This is a genomic window from Streptomyces lavendofoliae (assembly GCF_014649735.1).
GTDB classification, from domain to species: domain Bacteria; phylum Actinomycetota; class Actinomycetes; order Streptomycetales; family Streptomycetaceae; genus Streptomyces; species Streptomyces lavendofoliae.
This window is the reverse complement of record NZ_BMTP01000050.1, coordinates 1-1978: the sequence shown is the minus strand read 5'-3', so window position 1 is coordinate 1978 and position 1978 is coordinate 1. Positions and strand designations below refer to the sequence as shown.

Annotated in this window: 2 protein-coding genes; one reads left to right on the top strand and one right to left on the bottom strand. The window is 75.2% G+C overall.

Going from position 1 to position 1978, the window contains the following annotated elements; genetic code table 11:
• On the bottom strand, positions 1-654 hold a 654-nt coding region (locus IE109_RS32740), incomplete at its 3' end, for a M23 family metallopeptidase (protein ID WP_229891880.1).
• A gap of 256 nt (positions 655-910) precedes the next feature.
• Here IE109_RS32740 and IE109_RS32735 point away from each other — a divergent pair.
• Positions 911-1978 (top strand): DUF8814 domain-containing protein (locus IE109_RS32735; protein ID WP_189554995.1); only part of this gene is annotated, 1068 nt, incomplete at its 3' end.

Genomic DNA, 1978 nt, shown 5'->3' with positions numbered 1-1978 from the left:
CGACGCGCAGGACCGCACGTTCGCCTCCGCCCACGCCGTCACCGACGTCGTCCCGCCCCCGCCGCCGCCCGGGGTGCACGGCAGGGACACGCCCCGGTCGCGGAGGTAGGGCACCGGGTCGATGCCCCGGACCGTGGTGGAGGTGCCGACGCGGACCCGCAGGTGCAGGTGGGGTCCCGACGACTGGCCCTCGCTGCCCATCAGCGCGATGCGCTGGCCCGCCGTGACCCGCTGTCCCACGACGACGTCACGCTGGTACATGTGGCCGTACTCGGTCACCGTCCCGTCGGAGTGCAGGATGCGGATCCACTGGCCGTAGCCGCTCGCGGGGCCGGAGGCGATCACCTCGCCGGAGCCGACGGCGAAGATCGGGGTGCCGAGGGCGTTGGCGATGTCCACGCCGTCGTGGCCGGCGCTGTACCACTGGCTGACGGTGCCGGCGGCCGGGCACGAGGCCGCGAAGGAGGCCTCGAAGGAGGCCGCGGACGCGGCGGGCGCCGCCGCGGTGGTGGACGGTGCCGCGGTGGTGGACCGGGCCGCGGTGGTGGTGGACGGTGCCGCGTGCCCGGCGGACGCCGCCACGAGGGGCAGGAACAGAGCGGCGGCGGCCGCGAGGCCGACGCGCGGTGTGAAGCCGGACAGACCAAGACGCACGAGTGCTTCCTTCCCTGTGGTCCCTGACGCGGGCCCGGTGATCCCCGGGCCGAGCGGCCGAGCTGCTGGTTCAGCGGTGGAGCGCCGTTCGGCGCGGCCGCCGGGCCGTTCCCGGAGCCGTCCCCTGCCGGCGGCACGGAACGTATGCGGCCGGCGGCGGGCGCGGGCACCCGGGACGTTCCGGAGGGACAGCGGGAGCCGGACTCGGATAGGGCTGTGCCGTCCGTTCCGCGAACGACCACCGGGGAGAGCCCGCATGAGACCGACCGTCCGAAGAGTGATCACCGGCCTGTGCGTCCTGCTGGTGGCGGCGACCGCGCCACCGACCGCGGCCACCGCGCGCACGGTCACCGCCGGGGCCGCCGACCGGCAGGCCGGCGGTGGCTGGCACATCGACCTGACCAGCGAGAAGAGCGACCAGCGCAACATCGCGCACCGCGCGGGCGGCATCACCGTCGACGACGCCCGTACGCGCACGCCCTCCGAACCCCGCAACTCCTTCGCCGTCTACACCTCGCCCGGCCGGAGCCTCGGCCGCCAGGCGACGGCCTTCACCGTCCGCCAGAAGGCCGAGGTCCCCGCCGGGACCCGGGTGCTGACCGAGGTGCGCGGCAGCGGCCACCCCGGCGACTGGACGGAGTGGCGCACCGCTGGACGCGGAGGGAAGGTCCGGCTGCCGGAAGCGGTGTCGGTGCTCCAGGTCCGGCTCACGCTCCTGGGCCACCGGGACGGCAGAGGAGGTCCCTCGGTGTCGGACCTCGTCGTCCACGCCGACGCCGAACAGCCCGCGCCCTCCCCGACGGTCGCCGGGGCGGCGGGCGCCACCGCCGTCACGTACCGCCTCTTCGCCACCCGCGAGGGCCTGGTCGGGCACACCACCGCGAACGGCCACGTCATACAGCCGCGCGACCACTTCGTCGCCCTGCCCTCCCGCCGCATGCTGGCGAGCAACGGAGGACAGGAGTACCGGGTGAGGCTGTGCTACAAGGGCCGTTGCGAGACGGCACCGGTGTGGGACGTCGGGCCGTGGAACACCCGGGACGACTACTGGAACCCGCCGGCCACGCGGGAGATGTGGCGCGACCTGCCCCAGGGCGTGCCCGAGGCCCAGGCGGCGTACCAGAACGGCTACAACGGCGGCCTGGACGAGTTCGGCCGCCGGGTCGCCAACCCCGCCGGCATCGACGTCGCCGACGGCACCTTCTGGGACGGCCTGGGCATGACCGGCAACGACTGGGTGGACGTCACCTTCCAGCCCACGGACGGGGGCGGGACGACGTCGGTGACGGCGTGGGCGGAGGCGAACGTGCGGTCCTGCGCGTCG